General features: G+C 59.2%; 24 protein-coding genes. 3 read left to right on the top strand and 21 right to left on the bottom strand.

Translation table 11 applies throughout. From position 1 onward, the window contains the following. Positions 1-102 precede the first annotated feature (102 nt). Complete coding sequence (locus ACYZTL_RS23665; protein ID WP_031319060.1) at positions 103-585, bottom strand: GNAT family N-acetyltransferase; 483 nt, start codon at positions 583-585, stop codon at positions 103-105. A 358-nt stretch (positions 586-943) separates the two neighbouring features. On the opposite strand from ACYZTL_RS23665, the gene ACYZTL_RS23660 reads away from it, so the two are divergent. Beyond that, on the top strand, positions 944-1279 hold the full coding sequence (locus ACYZTL_RS23660) for a hypothetical protein (protein ID WP_461953767.1): 336 nt from the start codon (positions 944-946) through the stop codon (positions 1277-1279). 40 nt (positions 1280-1319) lie between these two features. Then, a complete protein-coding gene (locus ACYZTL_RS23655) occupies positions 1320-1574 on the top strand; it encodes a hypothetical protein (protein WP_461953766.1) in 255 nt (84 codons plus the stop codon). A 174-nt stretch (positions 1575-1748) separates the two neighbouring features. On the opposite strand, the gene ACYZTL_RS23650 is transcribed toward ACYZTL_RS23655, so the two are convergent. From ACYZTL_RS23650 to ACYZTL_RS23570, 17 genes are all read right to left on the bottom strand, one after another. Continuing rightward, the gene (locus ACYZTL_RS23650) at positions 1749-2309 is read right to left on the bottom strand and encodes a DUF1285 domain-containing protein (RefSeq protein ID WP_461953765.1); all 561 of its coding nucleotides are present in this window, start codon (positions 2307-2309) and stop codon (positions 1749-1751) included. A 16-nt stretch (positions 2310-2325) separates the two neighbouring features. Beyond that, positions 2326-2934, bottom strand: a complete 609-nt coding sequence (locus tag ACYZTL_RS23645; RefSeq protein ID WP_461953764.1) for a DUF4823 domain-containing protein — start codon at positions 2932-2934, stop codon at positions 2326-2328. 169 nt (positions 2935-3103) lie between these two features. Further along, positions 3104-4072: a GTP 3',8-cyclase MoaA gene (locus tag ACYZTL_RS23640; protein ID WP_461953763.1), complete on the bottom strand. Its 969-nt coding sequence runs from the start codon at positions 4070-4072 to the stop codon at positions 3104-3106. A gap of 139 nt (positions 4073-4211) precedes the next feature. Continuing rightward, the gene (locus ACYZTL_RS23635) at positions 4212-4850 is read right to left on the bottom strand and encodes a TetR/AcrR family transcriptional regulator (protein ID WP_461953762.1); all 639 of its coding nucleotides are present in this window, start codon (positions 4848-4850) and stop codon (positions 4212-4214) included. A gap of 394 nt (positions 4851-5244) precedes the next feature. Further along, positions 5245-6036, bottom strand: coding sequence for a TatD family hydrolase (locus tag ACYZTL_RS23630; protein WP_461953761.1), 792 nt, complete (start codon positions 6034-6036; stop codon positions 5245-5247). A gap of 14 nt (positions 6037-6050) precedes the next feature. Next, complete coding sequence (locus ACYZTL_RS23625; RefSeq protein WP_461953760.1) at positions 6051-6407, bottom strand: PilZ domain-containing protein; 357 nt, start codon at positions 6405-6407, stop codon at positions 6051-6053. Between the two features lie 32 nt (positions 6408-6439). Next, on the bottom strand, positions 6440-7426 hold the full coding sequence (locus tag ACYZTL_RS23620) for a DNA polymerase III subunit delta' (protein WP_461953759.1): 987 nt from the start codon (positions 7424-7426) through the stop codon (positions 6440-6442). After that, on the bottom strand, positions 7419-8051 hold the full coding sequence (gene tmk, locus ACYZTL_RS23615; protein ID WP_253430481.1) for a dTMP kinase: 633 nt from the start codon (positions 8049-8051) through the stop codon (positions 7419-7421). The genes ACYZTL_RS23620 and tmk overlap by 8 nt, the downstream gene beginning before the upstream one ends. Before the next feature lie 19 nt (positions 8052-8070). Then, a complete protein-coding gene (gene mltG / locus ACYZTL_RS23610) occupies positions 8071-9315 on the bottom strand; it encodes an endolytic transglycosylase MltG (protein ID WP_461953758.1) in 1245 nt (414 codons plus the stop codon). A 3-nt stretch (positions 9316-9318) separates the two neighbouring features. Next, positions 9319-10134 (bottom strand): aminodeoxychorismate lyase, encoded by an 816-nt coding sequence (gene pabC / locus ACYZTL_RS23605; protein WP_461953757.1) that lies wholly within the window; start codon positions 10132-10134, stop codon positions 9319-9321. Then, positions 10134-11378, bottom strand: coding sequence for a beta-ketoacyl-ACP synthase II (gene fabF, locus ACYZTL_RS23600; protein ID WP_461953756.1), 1245 nt, complete (start codon positions 11376-11378; stop codon positions 10134-10136). The genes pabC and fabF overlap by 1 nt, the downstream gene beginning before the upstream one ends. A 108-nt stretch (positions 11379-11486) precedes the next feature. Continuing rightward, complete coding sequence (acpP, locus tag ACYZTL_RS23595) at positions 11487-11723, bottom strand: acyl carrier protein (RefSeq protein WP_003442511.1); 237 nt, start codon at positions 11721-11723, stop codon at positions 11487-11489. 191 nt (positions 11724-11914) lie between these two features. Then, complete coding sequence (gene fabG / locus ACYZTL_RS23590; protein WP_007942004.1) at positions 11915-12658, bottom strand: 3-oxoacyl-ACP reductase FabG; 744 nt, start codon at positions 12656-12658, stop codon at positions 11915-11917. A gap of 17 nt (positions 12659-12675) precedes the next feature. Continuing rightward, complete coding sequence (fabD, locus tag ACYZTL_RS23585) at positions 12676-13614, bottom strand: ACP S-malonyltransferase (protein WP_461953755.1); 939 nt, start codon at positions 13612-13614, stop codon at positions 12676-12678. A 125-nt stretch (positions 13615-13739) separates the two neighbouring features. Beyond that, positions 13740-14750, bottom strand: a complete 1011-nt coding sequence (gene plsX / locus ACYZTL_RS23580; protein WP_461953754.1) for a phosphate acyltransferase PlsX — start codon at positions 14748-14750, stop codon at positions 13740-13742. A gap of 4 nt (positions 14751-14754) precedes the next feature. Then, positions 14755-14937, bottom strand: coding sequence for a 50S ribosomal protein L32 (gene rpmF, locus ACYZTL_RS23575; RefSeq protein WP_003179396.1), 183 nt, complete (start codon positions 14935-14937; stop codon positions 14755-14757). A gap of 13 nt (positions 14938-14950) precedes the next feature. Beyond that, complete coding sequence (locus ACYZTL_RS23570; protein ID WP_004371317.1) at positions 14951-15478, bottom strand: YceD family protein; 528 nt, start codon at positions 15476-15478, stop codon at positions 14951-14953. A gap of 105 nt (positions 15479-15583) precedes the next feature. Here ACYZTL_RS23570 and ACYZTL_RS23565 point away from each other — a divergent pair, with 105 nt between their 5' ends. Further along, positions 15584-16162 carry a Maf family protein gene (locus tag ACYZTL_RS23565; RefSeq protein ID WP_461953753.1) on the top strand — a complete coding sequence of 193 codons (579 nt, stop codon included), beginning with the start codon at positions 15584-15586 and terminating at the stop codon, positions 16160-16162. A gap of 215 nt (positions 16163-16377) precedes the next feature. On the opposite strand, the gene sppA is transcribed toward ACYZTL_RS23565, so the two are convergent. From sppA to rluC, 3 genes are read right to left on the bottom strand one after another with little or no spacing between them, the layout of a single operon-like run. Continuing rightward, positions 16378-17367 (bottom strand): signal peptide peptidase SppA, encoded by a 990-nt coding sequence (gene sppA, locus ACYZTL_RS23560; protein WP_461953752.1) that lies wholly within the window; start codon positions 17365-17367, stop codon positions 16378-16380. Positions 17368-17391: 24 nt separating this feature from the next. Continuing rightward, positions 17392-18054 carry an HAD-IA family hydrolase gene (locus ACYZTL_RS23555; RefSeq protein ID WP_461953751.1) on the bottom strand — a complete coding sequence of 221 codons (663 nt, stop codon included), beginning with the start codon at positions 18052-18054 and terminating at the stop codon, positions 17392-17394. Next, positions 18041-19003: a 23S rRNA pseudouridine(955/2504/2580) synthase RluC gene (gene rluC / locus ACYZTL_RS23550; protein ID WP_461953750.1), complete on the bottom strand. Its 963-nt coding sequence runs from the start codon at positions 19001-19003 to the stop codon at positions 18041-18043. The genes ACYZTL_RS23555 and rluC overlap by 14 nt, the downstream gene beginning before the upstream one ends. Positions 19004-19273 lie beyond the last annotated feature (270 nt).

The following is a 19273-nucleotide window of genomic DNA, read 5'->3' as shown; positions in this document are numbered from 1 at the left end:
GTTGGATCAGGCAGCGCGCTCGTCACCAGCATTACGCTCAAAGTAGCGCTTGCACTCCCCCTCCCGAAGGCTCGGGCCGCGTTCGGACGATCTTTTAAAGATTCAATTGCCCGCGGCAAAATCCCTTAACACCGCCCCATCCATCCGATACCGCACCCACTCCTCCTGTGGCTGCGCACCCAACGATTTATAGAACTCGATCGCCGGCTTGTTCCAGTCCAGCACGCTCCATTCAAACCGTCCGCAATCATTGGCGCAGGCGATTTTCGCCAAGTGCCGCAGCAGGGTTTTACCGGCGCCGCCACCGCGCTGTTCGGGGGTGATGTAGAGGTCTTCCAGGTACAGGCAGTTACTGCCGAGCCAGGTGGAATAACTGAAGAAGAACACGGCGAAACCGATCGGCAAGCCGTCACGCAGGCAGATCAGGCCATGGGCGGTGGCGCCTTCGCTGAACAGGCTGCGTTCGATATCGGCGACGCTGGCAATGACTTCGTGGCGGGCACGCTCGTAATCGGCCAATTCGGTGATGAACCCGAGGATTTGCGGTGCATCGCTGGGGGTCGCCGGGCGGATTTCGATTGTCATGGACGTGCCTTCGTCAGAAGTGGAAAACGCCATACTAAGTCGACGAGCAGTTTGTGGCGAGGGAGCTTGCTCCCGCTGGGTTGCGCAGCAGCCCCAAAACAAGCGACGCGGTCTTTCAGGTAAACAGAGTCATCTGTGACAGGGACTGCTTCGCAGTCCAGCGGGAGCAAGCTCCCTCGCCACAAAAGCTCTTCAGTCGCACATGGGGGTCATGTGTAGGCATTACTCCGGCCAGTCGCGCCGCTTCAGGGTCAAGACGCTGCAGCAGGCCTGAACCGTTCGTCGTTCATCAGGCACCAAACCAAATCGGGGGCGGACCAACATCAGGTAAGGACTCTAATTAAATGGAGACGACACCATGAGCATGTTCCGATTGACCGTCCTCGCTCTCGCTACCCTGCTGTCCTCTGCTGCCTTCGCCGCCACCACCGCCGGTACCGGCCCGACCGACCCGGTCGAAAAACCAAAATCCCCCGCCATCCCAAGTGCACCCGGCAACAACACCAATGGCACGGGCGTCGACAGCAGCCTGCCTCCGTCCACGGGCACCGACCCGCGGATCCAGGGAAACGACGCGGGCCGTCAAGGTGGAATGAACATGCCCGACACCCGGACACCCGATAACGCCGGCACCGGCATCGGCTCGAAAACCACCACCGGTGGCTCGGGTTCCGAAGGTGGCGCCAGCCAATAAATCGCCCACGCGAGCTTTCCACATCCATGAAGAGGTAACCATGAACGTCGATAAAAACCTTGAGAAAGAAGTCCTGACCCGTCTGCTGCACGCCCACCCGAGTGGGCTGGGCAAGGAGGTCCTGGACAACTACCGGGGGGAGAAAGTCGTGGCCAGCACCCTCGCCACGCTGCAGGATCGCGGGTTGATCCAGCAGGGTCATGTGATCTGCAACGAGGCCGGTGAGCACTCGTTGAACTTGCCGATCAAGCTCAGCGCGGCCGGGGTTGAGGCGGCGCGCAAGCTGGATATCTAAACGACTGAAGGCCCCTTCGAGGGCAAGCCCGCTCCCACACCTGACCGAATTCCTCCAGTTAAAACGCAATCAAATGTGGGAGCGGGCTTGCTCGCGAAAGCGGTCTGTCTGGCGCATCAATATTGGATGTGCCGACGCCTTCGCGAGCAAACCCGCTCCCACATTTTGATACCGTTACGGCTCGAGTCCGATGGGGAAGAATAGGCCGCCGCTCCACACGCCGAGCCAACGCTGCCCGTCGATCTCGCGGGTCACCGCCAGCTCTACCAATTGATAAAACACATTGCGGTGAATCAGGGCTTCCAGGTTGGTGCGCACATGCACGTAAGGAGCAGGCTCTTGTGTCACCGGATCGATCACCACGCGGATCGCATGTTCCGCACCGGCCTCGGCGGTTTCATCGACGTTGGTGGTGAAGCGCAAGACCTGGGCTTCACCCTCGCCTTCGACATCCACGGCAATTGCCACAAACGGTGCATCGTCGACCTTGATGCCGACTTTCTCGACCGGGGTAATCAGGAAATAATCATCGCCGTCGCGGCGAATGATGGTGGAGAACAGTTTGACCATCGGCTTGCGCCCGATCGGCGTGCCCAGGTAATACCAGGTGCCGTCGCGGGCGATGCGCATGTCGATGTCGCCGCAGAAGTCGGGGTTCCACAGGTGGACCGGTGGCAAGCCTTTGGTCTTGGGGATTTGCCCCAACAGGTCGTTGGCTTTTTGCGGACCACTCATGGCGTTCTCCTTGGAATTACTGGTCGCTGAGCCCCAACAGGCTACGCGCGTATTGCTCCAGCGGCGGGCCCATCAGGTCTTCTGGCTTTTTGTCGTGGAACGTCAGCAAACCGCCACGACTCTTGATACGCGCAGTATCAATCAAATACTGGGTGCCGGTCTCGATCAACATGATCTGAATCACGCCGGTGTCGATACCGAGGCGATCCACGGCTTCCTGATCAAGCCATTCGTCCGAGTTGCCGATGCGATCATCAGACTTGGCGAAACGGGTATAGAGCAGGTAATGCGCACCGGCCGCACGGGCTTCGCCCATGGCCTGTTCGAGGCCTTCCGGCGCACGTGCGCGGCGGACCATCGGGAAGTATTCGATAAAGCCGTCGAAGGCGACCTCGGCAATCACGTTAGGTCGCGGGTAAACCGCGCTGCCCGGCGGCGCAAAAGCGCCTTGGGCGATATAGACGAACGAGTCCGGCTGAATGCGCAGGTTGTTCACCCGGCGACTATCGCTGTGGTCGAGCAGACCCGCGTCGCTCATGTGGTAGCGAGTCCCTTCAGCCAGATCGCTGACATTCATGCAGCCGCCAAGCGCCAAAACGGCCAGCAGCAAAACCAGGCTACGCATCCTACCCTCCAGAGGCCGGTGACGGAAAACCGGCGAATGGCCATGGGATGCAGCTTCCGCGCCAGCTCATGTTCATCGTCGCCTGATAGATCGCATCGCGGGCAAGCCACGCTCCCACAGGTTTCGCGTTAATCCCTGTGGGAGCGGGCTTGCCCGCGAAGAGGCCGAATCAGCCGCCGATAATCTTCATGACTGTGGCACCACCCGAGAACGCCACTTCCTGCTTGTCACCCAACGCCTTCACCAAAAGTCTCTGCAAGGCAGGCAGCGCCTGATGGCGAGGCTTGTCCAACAGATCACCAATATAGTGACGGTTGCTCGACGACAGGCAGCCATGCAGCCAGCCAGTCGACGACAAGCGCAGTCGCGAGCAGGTGCGGCAGAACGGAACGCTTTCGTTGGCGATCACACCAAAGTAACCCTGCCCCGGAATTTCATAGCGCACCGCGGTGGCATCGACGGGCGCATTGGCCTGAAGATATTCATAGCGATCACCGATCAGGCTCAGCAACTGGTGAAGGCTGACGAACTGTTGCAGAAAAGCGTTGTTGTCACTGGCCAGGTGCCCCATGCGCATCAGCTCAATGAAGCGCAGCTCATAGCCACGCTCCAGACAGTAATCGAGCAGCGGCATCACCTGATCGAGGTTCTGCCCGCGCAACGGCACCATGTTGACCTTGATCTTCATACCGGCGGCGCTGGCCTGGTCCATGCCGTCGAGTACCGTCGCCAGATCACCGCCGCGGGCAATGCTGCGGAATGCACTAGCATCCAGCGTATCGAGGGAAACGTTGATGCGGCGGATGCCGGCGTCGACCAGAAGGGGGAGTTTTTTCGCCAGCAGTTGACCATTGGTGGTCAGGCTGATGTCTTGCAAGCCCATCTGCCCGACGGCGGTCATGAAGGCTTCTAGTTTGGGGCTGACCAGCGGCTCACCGCCGGTAATACGCAGTCGCTCGATGCCGGCGGCTTCGATCAGATACGCCACACCGCGTGCCATGGCTTCGGCCGACAGTTCATCCTGCGCAGCGACCAGCCGCTTGCCGTTGGGCACGCAGTAGGTACACGCGTAGTTGCAGGCGGAGGTCAGGCTGATGCGCAGATTGCGAAAACGCCTGCCTTGACGGTCAACGATCATGATCACTCCGGCACAAGGAAATCGGACGGCGTAAAAACTGACTTACAAATCAAGTTTTAGCAAGTCCCATGCCTGAGTATATTCCTGACGCATTGCGCCATGGTGCGAATATCATGGCGCAATAAGGCAGCTGAATGACTTAGCTGCTGGGGGTGTCACTGTCGCGCTTGCGCTTGTTGCCCATCCGCACGCCGATGTCCATCAGGAACTGGAAGAAACCTTCCTGATCTTCCAGCACATTGCTCCAGAACGGCGAGTGATACAGCGCCACGGCGCCGTGCACCAGCGCCCAGGACGCGCAGTAATGGTAGTAAGGCGGCACGTCTTCGAGTTTGCCTTCGCTGATCCGGCCCTTGATCAGCAGGGTCAGGCGTTCGAAGTTCGAGGCGCGGATCTTGTGCAACTCCTCGACCAACTCCGGCACCTGGTTGCCCTTGACCACCTTTTCTTCAAGGCGATCGAACAAGCGGTAGCGTTGCGGATCGCGCATGCGGAATTCGAAGTAGGCCCGGGACAGGGCTTCCTTGTCCTTGTCGACGTCTGCCGAATGCAACAGCTCGTTCAAATCGCGCTCGTAATCGAGCATCAGGCGCAGATAGATCTCCGCCTTCGATTTGAAGTGCTTGTAAATCGTGCCTTTGCCGATACCGACGGCATCAGCAATCATCTCGACGGTGACACTGTCTTCACCTTGGTCGAGGAACAGCTTGAGCGCGGTATCGAGAATTTCTTGCTCGCGGCGACGAAATTCACGGACCTTACGAGGTTCTTTATGCATAAGAAAAGGTCTGTTGGGGTCAAAATTCGAAGCCGCGTATTATGCCTAACTTGCGGCAAAATGCACGGATCATCCGACCATATCTGTGTTTCTTGATGAATTCTGGCAGGGCCGCCATTTAATGAGAACGCTTCCGAAGCGCACGTATTCCAAAATTGTTTAAAAACCTCGGCCGGCAAACTGGACTCGGCGCAATACTGATCAATACTTCAACTGTCGGCGGGGCATCTCCCCCAAGTGCCGCGCCGATATTGGTACCAACGGACCGCGTACCATTGTTTTACTCCTAATGGTCTTAGCCCGGATTCACCCCCCAGAACCCGGGTTTTTTTTGCCTGCGATTCAGGGGGCATCGCCCCCGTAGGAGCTGCCGAAGGCTGCGATCTTTCCGGCGTTACGCCGACGCCCTGACGTGCGCCAACGGAAACAGCCGCTTGAAATTCTCAGTGGTCTGCTCGGCAAACCGCTCATAGGACTCACCGCGCAACATCGCCAGAAACTCTGCCACTTCCCGCACATACTGCGGCAGGTTCGGCTTGCCGCGATAGGGGATCGGCGCCAGGTACGGCGAGTCGGTTTCCACCAGCAAGCGGTCAGCGGGCACCTTGCTGGCCACGTCACGCAGCGCATCGGCATTGCGGAAGGTGACTATGCCGGACAAGGAGATGTAATACCCCATGTCCAGTGCCGCTTTAGCCATGTCCCAGTCTTCGGTAAAGCAGTGCAGGACGCCGGCCTGAGGCAGCGCGGCCTCACGCAACAGGCTCAAGGTGTCGGCCCGGGCGCCACGGGTGTGAATGATCACTGGCTTACCGGTCTGCTGCGCGGCTTGCAGGTGCAAGCGAAACGATTCCTGCTGCAACTCCGCCGCTTCGGGCTCGTAGTGATAATCCAGGCCGGTTTCACCGATCGCAACCACACGCGGGTGGTTGAGCTCCTGCAACAGCCAATCCAGCGCCGGTGCAGCACCCGGTTGCACATCCAGCGGATGCACACCGACGGAACAGTCGACGTCGTCGTAACGGTCGGCCAGGGCTTTGACGTCAGCCGCGTTGTCGACGCTGACGCCGATGCACAGAAAATGCCCTACCCCGCGCTGTCGGGCCGCATCGAGTGCGGCATCCAGGGAACCGTCGTGGGCGGCGAGGTCGAGGCGATCAAGGTGGCAATGGGAATCTACGAGCATAAAAGGACTGCAACTTACATCGTATGGGTGGGACGGTCGGACTTCAGGGATCCGGCCAGATGGGTTTCAATTCGACTTCGGGCGGTGTCGTCGCCGTCGTTGAACTGCACGCCGACGCCAGCGGCGCGATTGCCTTGAGCGCCTTTGGGCGTGATCCAGGTGACCTTGCCGGCTACCGGGATTTTTTCCGGCTCGTCCATCAGGTTCAGCAGCATGAATACCTCATCGCCCAACTTGTAGCTTTTGTTGGTCGGAATAAACAGGCCACCGTTCTTGATGAACGGCATGTAGGCCGCGTAAAGCACGGACTTGTCCTTGATGGTCAGGGACAAAATGCCATTGCGCGGGCCCGGATTGACGGCTTCATTCATGCTGACCTCCACTGCTGATGTTCAGAGTCTAGTCATTTTTGGCCAGGCAAAGACGCCCATTGCACCAGCAACGCTTCCAGCAACAGCACCCGATTGAGGTTGGCTTTACTCATGACCTTCTGGCGCTGTGCCAGGATCCAGTCCTGAATGTTCAGGACTTTGTCCTGTGCGCTTTTCTGGGCCAGGTACTGAATGACTTTGCGCATATCGGCCAGCCCCAGCCCTGCTTCGTCCTGCGTCAGCTGATAACGCAGGATCAGGCTCGACCAATCGCAGAACCAGTCGAACAGCAGCAACAGCGGAATCGCGTTCCAGCCTTCGGCCAGTTGCGTCGGCGATTGCTGCTGCTTGAGCAACTTCTTGACGCCATCGACCACCAGCGCCCGCTGTTCGCGCACGCCCTGGGCCTGCAAGTTGACGGCAGCCAGCGGCGAACCGGCGGCCAGGGTCAGCAGTTCGATGCGTTCTTCTTCGGAACAGTCCGGCAGTGACTTGGCCAGCCACGCCAGACTCATGGCCTCGCTCGGCAGCGGGCAGGCCTGCTGCACGCAACGGCTCTTGATGGTCGGCAACAGACGGCTGGTCTGATGGCTGACCAGCAGCAGAACCGTATCGCCGGACGGCTCTTCAAGACTTTTGAGCAAGGCGTTGGCAGCGTTGATGTTCATCGACTCGACCGGCTCGATCAATACCACTTTGCGGCCACCCATCTGCGAGGTCTGCACCACGAAGCTGACCAGATCACGCACCTGATCGACCTTGATCGCCTTGTCGGCTTCTTCCGGTTCCAGGATGTAGTTGTCGGGATGACTGCCCGCCTTCAGCAACAGGCAGGATTTGCATTCGCCGCAAGCATCCTGCGCCGTCGGGCGCTGGCACAGCAGGCTGGCCATCAAACGCTCGGCCAGCGCACGCTTGCCGATCCCGGCCGGGCCGTGCAGCAGATAGGCGTGAGCATGTTGCTTGCGACCGGCCAATTGCTGCCAGAGACCGTCCTGCCACGGATAGGCTTCAGCCACGGGTCAACTCCAGCAAACGCGGCAGCAACGCATCCAGCGACTGTTGAACCTGCGCCAGCGGTTGAGCGGCATCGACCAGCACATAACGCGCCGGATCAGCTTCAGCACGCTTGAGAAACGCACTGCGCACGGCGTCGAAAAACGTCCGGCCTTCCAGCTCGAAGCGATCCAGGCGACCGCGAGCGCTGGCGCGAGCCAGACCCACTTCCACCGGCAGATCGAAAATCAATGTCAGGTCCGGGCGCAGATCGCCCTGAACGAACGTTTCCAGCGTCGCGATGCGCTCCAGCGACAAGCCACGACCGCCACCCTGATAGGCATAGGTCGAATCGGTGAAGCGATCACACAACACCACCGCACCACGGGCCAGCGCCGGACGGATCACACCGGCCAGATGCTGGGCGCGCGCGGCAAACACCAGCAACAACTCGGTGTCCGGGTCCATGACTTCATCGACCGGCGCCAACAGCACCTCGCGGATCTTCTCGGCCAAAGGCGTGCCGCCCGGCTCGCGGGTCAGCACCACTTCGATACCGGCGGCGCGCAGGCGCTCGGCCAGGTATTCACGGTTGGTGCTCTTGCCGGCGCCTTCGGGGCCTTCCAGGGTAATAAACAAGCCAGTCACGGGCAGTCCTTAGTCAGAATCATTGCGGGCTTTGCGGCGCGGTTGCATCCGGTTCGGGCACAGGCGCAGCAGCGGGCTCTTGGGCAGGTTCCTGAGCCGGTTCTTGGGTTGCCTCTTGAGTCGGTGGCTGAACCGGCTCTTGCGGCGTCACCGGTGACAAAGCCTCAGGGGCCGTGTCGGGCGAAGCCGCGGGGATCAGCGCCTGTTGATCTGTCGCTTCTGGCGCGGTGACCGGCGCCGGGCTGGAGCGATAATCGGCGCGGCGCTTGAGCTGGAATTCGCGCACCGCATTGTTATGGGCGTCCAGATCATCGGAGAACACATGGCTGCCATCGCCGCGCGCGACAAAATACAGACTGTTGCCGGCCACCGGATTCAACGCTGCGTGGATCGCTTCGCGGCCGACCATCGCAATCGGCGTCGGCGGCAGGCCGGAGATCACGTAGGTATTGTAAGGGGTCGCTTCCTTGAGATGCGCGCGGGTCAACTTGCCGTTGTAACGATCACCGAGGCCGTAGATCACGGTCGGATCAGTCTGCAACAGCATGCCCATTTCCATGCGCCGCACGAACACGCCGGCGATCTGCCCCCGCTCTTGCGGTACGCCAGTTTCCTTTTCCACCAGCGAAGCCATGATCAGCGCTTGATAAGGTTCGGTGTACGGCACGTCCGCCGCGCGCTGCCCCCACTCCCTGGCGAGGACTTCATCGAGGCGGTCGTAGGCTTTTTTCAGCAGCTCGACGTCAGTCATGCCCCGCACGAATCGGTAAGTGTCCGGGAAGAATCGCCCTTCCGGAAAGATCCCGGTGTGACCGAGCTTGTCCATCACTTCGCTATCGCTCAAGCCGTTCAGCGTCTGCTCGAGCTTTTCATCCTTGGCCAGGGCCGCACGAACCTGATGAAAATTCCAGCCTTCGACCAGGGTCAGGCTGTACTGAACCATTTCCCCGCGCTTCCACAGGTCGATCAGGCTTTCAACGGTCATGCCGGGCTGCATGCGGTACTCACCTTTGTGCAGCGGTTGTCCGGCCAGGTTGAAGCGCCAGTACACGCGCAACCAGAAAGCGTCCTTGATGACGCCATCGGCTTCGAGTCGATAGAAAGTGCGGGTGGGTGTCGTGCCTTTGGGCACTTCCAGCAGTTGTTCCTGGGTAATGTTCAGCGGCTGTTCCAGCGCCGAATGGATTTTCCAGGCCGAAGCGCCCAGACATAGCCCTGCCAGAACCAGGCCGGTTTCCAGCAGCAGCAAGAATTTACGTCTCACGTATCAAGCATCCAGTAGCGCGCGGGCAATGGTTTGGAGTTTACGGGTGAGCGGCCCAACCGGCCAGCTCAGTGCTGCGTAGGCGCGCACCGGCCAAACGCCATACACGCTGTTGCAGACAAAGACTTCATCAGCCCATTGCAGTTGTTCGAGGGTGATGTCGGTGATTTGCGTGGGGATTCCCAACGACTCGGCTTGAAACAATAATTCCGCACGCATCACGCCGGCGACACCGCAGCGTTTGAGATCGGCGGTGATCAACACACCGTCGCGCACCATGAACAGATTGCTGAACACGCCTTCGACCACGCGCCCGGCGTGATCGAGCATCAAGCCTTCGGCATGCTCGGTGTCTTGCCATTCGGAGCGGGCAATGACTTGCTCAAGACGGTTCAGATGTTTGAGCCCGGCGAGCAAGGGTTGTCTGGACAGTCGTGTGGTGCAGGGGAAGAGGCGAACGCCCTGCTCTCCATGAACCACAGGATAAGCAGCAGGAGGATTGCCTTGCAGAATGCGTCGGGTCTGGGCCGCAGGATCGGGGGCGTAACCGCGCAAGCTGTCGCCACGAGTGAGGATGAGTTTAAGCACACCCTCACCCAGAACAGCGGCGTAGGTCAGCAGTTCGCTGCGGATCAGCGCGTGATCGGCAGTAATCGCCAGGCGCGAACAGCCATCGGCCAGACGCGACAAATGCCGGTCTAGCAACAGCGGCTGCCCGCCGCGCACGGCGATGGTCTCGAACAGACCATCGCCGTAGGCCAGGCCGCGATCCTTCAGCGACAGAGCGTCAGCCGGCTGACCGTCGACCCAGCTGTCCATCAGCCAGCAAACCGGCGGAACACCAGCGAGCCGTTGGTACCACCAAAACCGAAGGAGTTGGACAGCACCACGTCGATATCCATATTGCGCGCGGTGTGCGGCACGAAATCGAGGTCGCAGCCTTCGTCCGGCTCATCGAGGTTGATGGTCGGCGGCGCCACCTGGCTGTTGATTGCCAGCACACTGAAGATCGCTTCGACCGCGCCCGCCGCACCCAGCAGGTGACCGGTCATGGACTTGGTCGAACTGACCGCCAGCTTGTAGGCGTGATCGCCGAACACCGATTTGATCGCGCAGGCTTCCGCGAGGTCGCCGGCCGAAGTCGACGTGCCGTGGGCGTTGATGTACTGGACTTGATCGCTATTGATCTTCGCATCGCGCAGGGCGTTGGTAATGCAACGTGCAGCGCCTGCACCGTCCGCCGGCGGCGAAGTCATGTGGTAGGCGTCGCCACTGGTGCCGAAGCCGATCAGCTCGGCGTAGATGGTCGCACCACGAGCCTTGGCGTGCTCCAGCTCTTCAAGCACCAGCGCACCGGCACCGTCGGACAACACGAAGCCATCACGGCCCTTGTCCCATGGACGGCTGGCGCGGGTCGGCTCGTCGTTGCGGGTCGACAGTGCGCGGGAGGCACCGAAGCCGCCCATGCCCAATCCGCAAGCCGCCATCTCGGCGCCGCCGGCAATCATCACGTCGGCTTCGTCGTACATGATGTTGCGTGCCGCCATGCCGATGCAGTGCGTACCCGTGGTACACGCAGTGGCGATGGCGTAGTTGGGGCCCTGTGCACCCAGGTGGATCGACAGGAAACCGGAAATCATATTGATGATCGAGCCAGGCACGAAAAACGGAGAGATCCGTCGTGGCCCGGAATCATGCAGCGTGCGGCTGGTTTCTTCGATATTGGTCAGACCGCCAATACCCGAACCCATGGCCACGCCGATGCGCTCACGGTTGGCGTCGGTGACTTCAAGACCTGCGTTACGCACAGCCTGGAAACCGGCTGCCAGACCGTACTGAATGAACAGGTCGAGCTTGCGAGCTTCCTTGACCGACAGGTATTCCTCGACATTGAAGCCCTTTACCGAGCCGCCAAAACGGGTGGAATAGGCAGAAAGGTCGGTGTGTTCGATCAGACCAATGCCACTGCGGCCAGCCAGAATGCCCTGCCAACTGCTCGGCACATCCGTGCCCAGTGGAGACAACATACCCATACCGGTGACTACGACGCGTCTACGCGACACAGCACTCTCCTTTTTCAAATGACGACTTTGCATCAGGCCTAAAGAAAAAACCGCACGCCATGATGGCAGTGCGGTTTTTCCATGACAGCAAGCAACGATTACAAGCTATTAAGCCTGGTGGTTTGTAACGTAATCGATTGCAGCTTGTACAGTAGTGATCTTTTCAGCTTCTTCGTCAGGGATTTCGGTCTCGAATTCCTCTTCCAGAGCCATCACCAGCTCAACGGTGTCAAGGGAGTCGGCACCCAGGTCTTCAACGAAGGAAGCAGTGTTGACCACTTCTTCTTCTTTAACGCCCAGTTGCTCAGCAACGATTTTCTTGACGCGCTCTTCGATGGTGCTCATACCTTGTTTTCACTCCTAATGGACAAATTCAGGCAGCTGGCCAGTGGGTAAGTGTATAGAAAGACTTTTCAGTTTTTCAACTGAAAGCTTCACTCCTCAAACCCGGTGGCCCTCTGTCTATAAATAGATTGCAGCTTTATAACGGATTTTAGACAGCTCGTATGACATTTTTTTGAAGCAGTCCGTCACATTTAACTCATGTACATCCCGCCGTTCACCGGGATTGTAGCCCCAGTAACGTAAGCCGCACCGTCGGATGCAAGAAAAGCGACCACAGACGCGATCTCTTGAGCTTGCCCCAGACGGCCCAGCGGAATTTGCGTCTGCAAGGCTTCACGCTGTGCCTCGGGTAGTTCGCGGGTCATATCGGTGTCGATGAACCCAGGGGCCACCGAGTTTACCGTAATCGAACGCGAACCAACTTCACGCGCCAGTGCGCGGCTGAAACCTTCCAGACCGGCCTTGGCGGCAGCGTAGTTTACTTGGCCTGCGTTGCCCATGGCACCCACAACCGAGCCAATACTGATAATTCGTCCCCAACGGGCTTTGGTCATGCCACGCAAAACGCCCTTGGACAGGCGAAACAGACTGTTCAGATTGGTATCGACGACGTCATGCCATTCGTCATCTTTCATGCGCATCATCAGGTTATCGCGGGTGATACCGGCATTGTTTACCAGGATCGCCGGCGCACCGAACTGCTCCTGGATGCTCGCCAGCACCGCCGCAACGGATTCGTCGCTGGTGACATTGAGCTCCAGGCCAGTGCCTTGAATACCGTTCTCCTTCAGGGTCGCGGCGATGCGTTCGGCACCCGAAGCGGATGTCGCGGTGCCTACAACGATGGCCCCCTGACGACCCAGTTCCAGGGCGATGGCCTGACCAATACCGCGGCTCGCACCGGTGACCAGTGCAACTTTACCTTGCAGACTCATGCAAGCTTCTCCTGATTTCAGGCCAGTGCTGCACGGGCGGCAGCAAAGGCGTCTGGGGTATTGAGGTTGGATGTCGACACGCCTTCGGCGCAGCGTTTGTTCAGGCCGGCCAGCACTTTGCCAGGACCGCATTCGACCAGCTGGGTCGCGCCCTTGGCAGCCAATGCCTGGACCGACTCGACCCAGCGCACAGGCTTATAGAGCTGTTCAAGCAGATCGCGCTTGAGGGTTTCGAGATCAGTCGGCACGTTCGCGCTGACGTTTTGTACCACAGGAATCTGTGGTGCCTGCCAGTCGATCGCAGCAATCGACTCGGCGAAACGTTCTGCCGCCGGACGCATCAGCTCGCAATGGGACGGCACGCTGACCGGCAACGGCATGGCGCGCTTTGCACCACGGGCCTTGCAGCCTTCGATGGCGCGTTCGACCGCAGCCTTGGCACCGGCGATGACGACTTGACCCGGGGAGTTGAAGTTGACCGCGCTGACCACTTCGCCTTGCGCCGCTTCGGCACAGGCTGCCAGTACGTCAGCATCGTCCAGACCGAGGATGGCAGCCATCCCGCCCTGCCCGGCCGGAACGGCTTCCTGCATCAGCTGGCCACGACGCTCTACCAGCTTCACCGCGTCGCCCAGACTCAGGCTACCCGCAGCGACCAGTGCGCTGTATTCGCCCAGGCTATGACCGGCAACGTAAGCCGGACGCGCGCCGCCTTCAGCCAGCCACAGACGCCACAGGGCGATCGAGGCGGTCAGAATCGCCGGCTGGGTTTTATCGGTTTGATTGAGTTGCTCTTCCGGCCCTTGCTGGGTCAGTGCCCACAGGTCGTAACCGAGAGCGTCGGATGCTTCTTTGAATGTTTCGAGGACCACCGGATGTTGCGCGCCCAACTCGGCCAGCATGCCGAGGGACTGCGAACCCTGTCCTGGAAAGACGAATGCGAGGGAAGCAGACATGTAACAAGCCCCTAATGATCTTGTCGTCGGAGAATTGACGTCCCGTTTTGGGGACGCAAGAAACTGACAGTTGGATGGCAAATTGAACTGAGCGGTCACATTTAAGCATTGTCCGACGAAAACGCCTAAAGCAACAAATCCTCCAGGCGCCCGTGAATCCGTTCCGGCAGGTTTTCCTGAATCTCGATCAAGGCACGCTGAATCGCACTCTGCAAGCCCTGAACCCCTGCAGAACCGTGGCTTTTCACCACAATTCCCTGTAAACCCAGGAAGCTTGCACCGTTATGCCGTGCGGGCGCCAGATCCGCTTGCAGGCGCTTCATCAGTGGCAGCGCCATTGCGCCGACTATTTTTGATGCAAAGTTTTTTTTGAACAGGGCTTCGATGCGACCGGAGATCATGGTCGCCAACCCTTCGCTGGACTTGAGCAGGATATTGCCGACGAAGCCGTCACACACCACCACATCCGCCTCGCCCCGGTACAAACCATCACCTTCGACAAAACCGATGTAGTTGATGCCGCGAGCACTCTGCAACAAAGTCGCCGCCAGCTTGACCTGCTGATTGCCCTTGATGTCTTCGGTGCCGATGTTCAGCAACGCGACCCGCGGGCGAACGATGCCGAGGGTTTCCGCTGCGACTGAACCCATCACCGCAAACTGCAGCAGATACTCGGCACTGCAATCGACGTTGGCGCCCAGATCGAGCAACTGGCAATAACCCTTCTGCGTCGGAATCGCCGCGACCATGGCCGGCCGATCAATGCCCGGCAAGGTCTTCAGCACGAACCGCGACAATGCCATCAGCGCGCCGGTGTTGCCGGCGCTGACGCAGGCCTGAACCTTGCCATCACGCAACAACTCGAGCGCCACACGCATCGACGAATCCGGTTTGCCGCGCAAGGCCTGGGCAGGTTTTTCGTCCATGGTGATCACTTCGGATGCCGGAGTAATCGACAGCCGCGAGCGATCCGCAGCCGATTGGCCAGCGATCAATTCTTCAAGAAGGGAGGGTTGACCGACAAGGGTCAGGTGCAGCGAGGGCGTAGCATTCAGGCAAGCGAGGCTGGCCTGAACAATGCTGCGGGGACCGAAGTCCCCGCCCATTGCGTCAATCGCGATGACTTGAGCGGACAAGTGATTACTCGTCAGCGCCCTTGTCGATCACTTTACGGCCACGGTATACGCCTTCTGGCGATACGTGGTGACGCAGGTGAACTTCACCGGTGGTTTTTTCTACAGACAGGGTGCTAGCCTCGAGAGCGTCGTGCGAACGACGCATGTCACGGGCGGAGCGGGATTTTTTGTTCTGCTGAACAGCCATAATTGATTAACTCCTAAACGTTTGGGTCACGCTTTAACTGCGCCAATACACTGAACGGGTTGGACCGCGTTACCTCGTCCTCGCTCGGTTCGGGCTCATCGAGACCCGCCGGCTGCTGGCATTCTTCCGGATGATGAGCAGGCACAATGGGCAAGGCGAGCAGAAGCTCCTCCTCGATCAGTGACTGCAGATCCAAAGGATCTTCGCCCAGTTCCAGCACGTCATAACCTTTCGGCAACGACTGGGTATTCGCACCCTCCTTCACCACAGCATAACTGCATTCGCTGTGGATCGGCAGGGTGACCAGCTCAAGACAACGCTGGCAAACCATTTTGACTTCGGTGTCGATAAAGCTGTGGATTACCACAGACTTACGTTCATCTCGTTCAAAAACGAATTTAGCCTGCACCGTACCGACAGTATCGGAAAGCGGGTCGCAGAGTCTCTCCAAATCGGCCAGCAGCAGTTCACCTTGAAGGGTGGTGCCACGGTCAGCCAATTTGCGCGGGTCAACGTGAGGTGGAATCGGGTCATTCAACATAGGCGCAGCATTATAGGGATGCCCCCGGCCATGTCAAAGGAAATTCAGCCCTGTCCGTCACCTGGAAGCCTCGCTAGAATTCGCGCCTGCCTTCTGGAGATGCGCATGCTGCCTTTATTACTTGCTTCAAGCTCGGTATATCGCCGGGAATTGCTGGCCCGCTTGCAGCTACCGTTCACCTGCAGCTCGCCAGACATCGATGAAAGTCATCGACCGGGAGAGTCCGCCATCGAGCTGGTAAAGCGCCTCGCCAAAGAAAAAGCCCAGGCCCTTGTCGGCAGCCACGCCGCTCACCTGATCATCGGCTCCGATCAGGTCGCAGTGCTCGGCGACCGCATTATCGGCAAACCCCACACCTTCGAAAAGGCCCGTGAACAGTTGCAGGCTTCAAGCGGCGCCAGTGTGACCTTCCTGACCGGCCTCGCCCTGCTCAACAGCCAGACCGGACACTGCCAGGTCGACTGCGTGCCATTCACCGTACACATGCGCACACTCGACACCGCACGCATCGAACGCTACCTGCGCGCAGAACAGCCCTACGATTGCGCAGGCAGCTTCAAGGCCGAAGGATTGGGGGTGAGCCTGTTTCAAAGCACGGAAGGCCCTGACGCCACCAGCCTGATCGGCCTGCCGCTGATTCGCCTGATCGACATGCTGCTGAAGGAAGGCGTGCAAATTCCCTGAACACAAAAAACCGGCCAAAAAGGCTAATGCCAGCCAGTTAAGAGAATTTGTAGGAGCGAGCTTGCTCGCGATGGACTTCAGGACGACGCGTGTATCCAGAGAATACGCGTTATCGTTGGCGCCCATCGCGAGCAAGCTCGCTCCTACAAGAGTCAGCTTTCGCTTAACTGATCGGCATTAGCCAAAAAGGCCGGTTTTTTTATGCTACCTGAAGTTCAGCGCAGCGATGGACCGTGAAACCCCATCCACATCGCCAACTGCTCAGCCACGCTGGCGCCCAGTTTTTTCGAGAAACGATCGAACGGTGATTCCTGAACAGTGAAGTCCACCAGTTCTTTCTCGCCGATGACATCACGCGCCACCGAACTGGCATTACCCAGACCATCGATCAGCCCCAGCGGCAGCGCCTGCTCACCGGACCAGACCAGCCCGGAGAACAACTCCGGATGCTCCTTGTCCTTGAGGCGATCGCCACGACCCTTCTTGACGCTGCTGATGAACTGCTGGTGCGTCGTATCGAGCACGCCCTGCCAGAACCGGGTTTCCTCAGGCTTCTGCGGCTGGAACGGATCAAGGAACGACTTGTGCTCGCCTGACGTGTAGGTCCGACGCTCGACACCCAGCTTCTCCATGGTGCCGACAAACCCGTAACCCGCCGCCGTCACACCAATGGAACCCACCAGACTCGCCTTGTCGGCGTAAATCTGATCCGCCGCACTGGCGATGTAATAAGCACCGGAAGCACCCAGGTCGGAGATCACCGCGTAAACCTTGGTGTCCGGGTGCAAGCCGCGCAACCGGCGAATCTCGTCATAAACGTAACCGGATTGCACCGGACTGCCGCCCGGACTGTTGATACGCAGGATGACACCTTTGACCTTCTCATCTTCGAAGGCCGCACGCAGGCTACCGACGATGTTGTCGGCGCTGGCGGGCTCCTTGTCGGCGATCATGCCCGTCACGTCGATCAGCGCGGTGTAATTGGCGCTACGGGTGGCGGCTTTTTCCATGTCCATCAGCGGCGTGAACAGAATCAGCGCGCCAAACAGATAAACAAAGGTCAGCAGCTTGAAGAAAATCCCCCAACGCCGCGACCGGCGCTGCTCCTGCACACTGGCCAGCAGAGTCTTCTCCAGCAGCTTCCAGCTCTTCTCGTCACCGCTCTCCGCGCTCGCCTTGGCGGGCGCTTTCCATTCGTCGGTCATGACATCTACCCCAGCAAAAATCTATTAGGCCCGCTGACTCAGCCAGGCATGCAATTCTGAAAAATGATCGATGGCCAGTGTCGGTTCGAACAGCTTCAGCGCCTCAATCGATTGCGCACCGTAGCTGACCGCCACCGAATCCATGCCGGCGTTGCGCGCCATCTGCAGATCGAAGGACGAATCGCCGACCATCAATGCCTGCTCCGGACGAACCTCGCAATGGGCGAGAATCTGCTCAAGCATCAACGGATGGGGCTTGCTGGCGGTTTCGTCGGCCGCGCGGGTGATATCGAAATAATCTTCCCAGCCGTGGGCCTTGAGCACCCGATCCAGCCCGCGACGCGCCTTGCCGGTGGCGACCGCCAAGTGATAACCCTCGTCGCGAAACGCCGCCATCGACTCGACCACACCTTCGAACAACGGCGAAGGCACAGCTTCCGAGGCGATGTAGTGATCAGCATAGTGCTGACGGAAAGCCACCAGTTCGTTGTCGCCGATTTCCGGATACAACGTACGAATGGCCTCCGGAAGGCCCAGCCCGATAATGCCTTTGACGGCAAAGTCATCGCACAATTGAAAACCGGAGCGTTCGGAAGCGACATGCATCGCCTCGACAATCCGACCAATGGAATCGGCCAAGGTGCCGTCCCAATCGAAAATCAGCAGTTTGTAATCAGAGGGGTGCACTCAGGCGCTCCACAGTCTTGGCCCACATCTCGTCGACAGGCGCCTGCAACTTCAGCTCGCCGCCATCGGGCAACGGCACGGTCAGCATGTAGGCGTGGAGGAATAGGCGCTTGCCGCCCAAATCCCGAATCTCTTTGCTGAAATCGTCATCGCCGTACTTGGTATCGCCAGCAATGCAGTGCCCGGCGTGCAAGGTATGCACGCGGATCTGGTGGGTGCGGCCGGTGATCGGCTTGGCTTCGATCAGGGTGGCAAAGTCGCCAAAACGACGCAGGACCTTGAACACGGTCACAGACTCCTTGCCCTCTTCCTCGTCGACCTCAACCATACGCTCGCCGGAGCGCAGATTGCTCTTCCCGAGCGACGCACGAACTTGCTTGATCGAGGCCGCCCAGTTACCGCGGACCAGCGCCATATAGCGCTTATCAACGCCATCGCCGCGCAATGCCGTGTGCAAGTGACGCAGCATGCTGCGCTTCTTGGCGATCATCAGCAGACCAGAGGTGTCACGGTCGAGGCGGTGAACCAGTTCGAGCTCCTTGCAATCCGGACGCAACTGACGAAAGGCTTCGATCACCCCGTAAGTCAGGCCGCTGCCGCCATGAACCGCAATGCCGCAAGGCTTGTTGATCACGATCAGTGCCTTGTCTTCGAAGACAATCGAGGCTTCGAGCCGTTGCAGCAGGCCTTGGGCCAGAGGCACCGGTTCGTCGCGCTCGGGCACGCGAACCGGCGGCACGCGCACGATATCGCCCGCCTGCAGCTTGTATTCGGGCTTGATCCGGCCTTTGTTCACTCGCACTTCGCCCTTGCGCAAAATGCGGTAAATCAAAGTCTTGGGCACGCCTTTGAGCCGAGCGAGAAGGAAGTTATCAATACGTTGGCCGGCATATTCCGGCGTGACCTCAAGCAGTTGTACGGCTGGGGTCGAGGGGGCAGTAGTCGTCATGGCGCGGATGATATCAATTTTTTATGGAATTGAAGCACTTAATCATTGCTGCTATAGTCGCGAACGTCGCCAAAAGCGGCCTGGACAGCGGACCAACGGTCAAAAACCGGCCCTGACCAATGCAGTTCACCAGGACGCGAGGCCGTCCTACGGGGCTTTCGCTACGTAACGGTGGAGTTTGCAGGTGTAACGAGCGCAGGTGACATGAGGCCTGAATCACGCCGCAAAGCAGAGTTTTCACTCGCCACGCGAGCCAATATTCACGGCCAG

This window comes from Pseudomonas sp. LB3P81, from assembly GCF_054897965.1.
The sequence above is the reverse complement of the archived record's forward strand: the minus strand, read 5'-3'. Positions and strand labels throughout refer to the sequence as shown.

Coding starts and splice junctions, on each gene's coding strand:
- ACYZTL_RS23665 (WP_031319060.1), bottom strand. CDS start 585: ATGACAATCGAAATCCGCCCGGCGACCCCCAGCGATGCACCGCAAATC.
- ACYZTL_RS23660 (WP_461953767.1), top strand. CDS start 944: ATGAGCATGTTCCGATTGACCGTCCTCGCTCTCGCTACCCTGCTGTCC.
- ACYZTL_RS23655 (WP_461953766.1), top strand. CDS start 1,320: ATGAACGTCGATAAAAACCTTGAGAAAGAAGTCCTGACCCGTCTGCTG.
- ACYZTL_RS23650 (WP_461953765.1), bottom strand. CDS start 2,309: ATGAGTGGTCCGCAAAAAGCCAACGACCTGTTGGGGCAAATCCCCAAG.
- ACYZTL_RS23645 (WP_461953764.1), bottom strand. CDS start 2,934: ATGCGTAGCCTGGTTTTGCTGCTGGCCGTTTTGGCGCTTGGCGGCTGC.
- ACYZTL_RS23640 (WP_461953763.1), bottom strand. CDS start 4,072: ATGATCGTTGACCGTCAAGGCAGGCGTTTTCGCAATCTGCGCATCAGC.
- ACYZTL_RS23635 (WP_461953762.1), bottom strand. CDS start 4,850: ATGCATAAAGAACCTCGTAAGGTCCGTGAATTTCGTCGCCGCGAGCAA.
- ACYZTL_RS23630 (WP_461953761.1), bottom strand. CDS start 6,036: ATGCTCGTAGATTCCCATTGCCACCTTGATCGCCTCGACCTCGCCGCC.
- ACYZTL_RS23625 (WP_461953760.1), bottom strand. CDS start 6,407: ATGAATGAAGCCGTCAATCCGGGCCCGCGCAATGGCATTTTGTCCCTG.
- pabC (WP_461953757.1), bottom strand. CDS start 10,134: ATGGACAGCTGGGTCGACGGTCAGCCGGCTGACGCTCTGTCGCTGAAG.
- acpP (WP_003442511.1), bottom strand. CDS start 11,723: ATGAGCACCATCGAAGAGCGCGTCAAGAAAATCGTTGCTGAGCAACTG.
- fabG (WP_007942004.1), bottom strand. CDS start 12,658: ATGAGTCTGCAAGGTAAAGTTGCACTGGTCACCGGTGCGAGCCGCGGT.
- fabD (WP_461953755.1), bottom strand. CDS start 13,614: ATGTCTGCTTCCCTCGCATTCGTCTTTCCAGGACAGGGTTCGCAGTCC.
- rpmF (WP_003179396.1), bottom strand. CDS start 14,937: ATGGCTGTTCAGCAGAACAAAAAATCCCGCTCCGCCCGTGACATGCGT.
- ACYZTL_RS23570 (WP_004371317.1), bottom strand. CDS start 15,478: ATGTTGAATGACCCGATTCCACCTCACGTTGACCCGCGCAAATTGGCT.
- ACYZTL_RS23565 (WP_461953753.1), top strand. CDS start 15,584: ATGCTGCCTTTATTACTTGCTTCAAGCTCGGTATATCGCCGGGAATTG.
- sppA (WP_461953752.1), bottom strand. CDS start 17,367: ATGACCGACGAATGGAAAGCGCCCGCCAAGGCGAGCGCGGAGAGCGGT.
- rluC (WP_461953750.1), bottom strand. CDS start 19,003: ATGACGACTACTGCCCCCTCGACCCCAGCCGTACAACTGCTTGAGGTC.